The sequence below is a fragment of the Capnocytophaga genosp. AHN8471 genome (genome assembly GCF_016806945.1).
Taxonomy (GTDB): Bacteria; Bacteroidota; Bacteroidia; order Flavobacteriales; family Flavobacteriaceae; genus Capnocytophaga; species Capnocytophaga periodontitidis.
Genome location: NZ_JAESPJ010000049.1, coordinates 1 through 2,239, shown reverse-complemented (window position 1 = coordinate 2,239; position 2,239 = coordinate 1). Strand labels below are relative to the sequence as shown.

Annotated in this window: 2 protein-coding genes; one reads left to right on the top strand and one right to left on the bottom strand. The window is 25.8% G+C overall.

The genetic code is table 11. The annotated features are described in order from the left end of the window. Positions 1 to 1,025, top strand: a 1,025-nt coding sequence (locus tag JMN12_RS15050) for an Eco57I restriction-modification methylase domain-containing protein (protein WP_203140075.1), incomplete at its 5' end; no start/stop codon positions are given. A gap of 21 nt (positions 1,026 to 1,046) precedes the next feature. On the opposite strand, the gene JMN12_RS15045 is transcribed toward JMN12_RS15050, so the two are convergent. Next, a partial coding sequence (locus JMN12_RS15045; protein ID WP_203140073.1) for an Eco57I restriction-modification methylase domain-containing protein occupies positions 1,047 to 2,239 on the bottom strand: 1,193 nt, incomplete at its 5' end.

Here is a 2,239-nt window from a genome sequence, read left to right as displayed (position 1 = left end):
GGAATCCTCCGTATGGAGCTAAGCTTTCACAAGGAGATAAAGAGATTTTAAAGAAGAAATATATATCAGCTCAAACTATTAAAGGGGTACAAAAAGGTTCATTAGACACATATACACTTTTCATTGAATTAGGCTATAATTTATTAAAGAAAAGAGGAAATTTAGGTTTTATAGTGCCCATATCCATTACATCAAGCGAAGCTGTAACAGGAATTCATAAACTATTAAGCAATAATTGTAGTGCAATAAAACTATCCTCTTATGCGGTTCGTCCTAAACCTGTTTTTGAAAATGCTATGGTAAATACTTCTATTATTCAATTTGTAAAAACAAATACACCTTGTGAGAGCATTTTATCTACTAAAATGTATAGAAGAGGAAAAAACTTTAATCTTGAACAGCTTATTAATAACTTAGAATTTGTTGAAACAAAAGATCTAATGTTATTAGGACGCATTCCAAAGATCAGTTATAATATAGAAAGAAATATTTTAACAAAAATATTAAATCAAAAAACTATATATCAATGTTTTTCAGAGAAAGGAAGTCCTATATATTATAGAGCTGCAGGAGGAAGATATTTTAAAGTTGTCACAAATTATTCAACAGGTTCTTCTGCGGAAAAAATGCTGTTATTTTCTTCTAAATTATCTAATTCTATTGGAGGAATACTAAGTAGTAATCTTTCTTTTTGGTTTTATCAAATTTATTCTGACAATCTTAATTGGAAAAGTTATGAAATAGAGAATTTTACAATACCCTATCTTAGTGATAAAGATATTGTAGCATTAGAAAAACTTTATCAAAAATACTTAGCTGATATAGAAAATAATGCTAGGAATAGGACTGTAACAGAAGATTCAAGCTATCATATCAGTGAATTTAAAGAATATAAAATTCAGAAATCAAAACATATCATAGACCAAATAGATGATCTTATTTGTCCTTTGTATGGTCTTACACAAGAGGAAATAGATTTTATAAAAAACTATGAAATTGAATTTAGACTATCTGATAATGATTAACAAAAAAGTGAGTTTTTTAACTCACTTTTTTGTTTCATATTCTTCTTTTGATATAATACTCTCAATATTAGGATCTATTACTTTTACCTCTTCATACGTTAGGTTATAAAGTTTATAGACTAAAATATCTATTTGATTTTCTATATTTGTAATATCAGCTTTAGGATTATCTCTTTTTGTTTTAACAGCTTCATTTACAAGATCAAAAATAAATGATTGATTTTCAGATATAATAATAGGTAATGGTCTTAATTTTTCTAATTTTACTTGAGGAAAGGTCTTTCCTATTTCTCTTACATTATTTTCATATAGATATCTTAAGTATTTAGAATTTAATAAACCACAAAGATATTCATATGATATTTTATTAACAAAAGAATCTTTTATAATTCCTGCTTGTATTGTATTTCCAAAATAATTTTTGTCTCTTAAGATAGTCCCTATAAAATAAGGAGCTGTTTGTCTCCATATTAATTTTTCTCTACTATCCATAATTTCTTTGTTATAATAGGTACTTTCATTATCTTTTAAAAGATTTTTATATTCTTTCCTTAGCTTTTTATTAGGGGCATCTGAATGATAATAAGCATTAATATCTTTACCTATTAAAATAGGAATATCCTCTTTATTTTCAATGCTACCTTCATAAAATATTCGTTCAGCTAAATTATTATTACCTTTTTTAGACAAACCTACATTTTTCCGTTGATACTTAAATCCTGCATCTTTTAGCTCCATTATCTCACCTAAAGAATATTCATTTTCTGCTTTTTTTCTAATATTCGTAACAAATATATTGCTCTCTGTATCATAAAAAGTTACTTGTACTATCTCTGAGAAAACTACTTTATCAAGTGAACCTAAAAATCTTGAGTTTGCAGAAAGATCTGCTATTTTTATTTTACTACTTTCTTGTTTCTTTTCAAGAATTATAATAGCAGTAGAAACTACTGCATTATCAAACACATTTTCACCTAAATTAATGATTATATTCAGTTTATATTGTAATAAAAATTTGCGTAAATCTTTATATCTTGGTTGTAATAAATATGTATTAGGAGTGATATAAGCTAATATACCTTTTTTATTTAAAAGCTCTATTCCTTTATCGAAAAATATTTTATATATTTCAGTAAAACTCTTAGTAGTTTCAGGATATATTTTTTTAAATATAGGAACCAATTTATCAATGTCAGCTCCATACGGAGGATTCC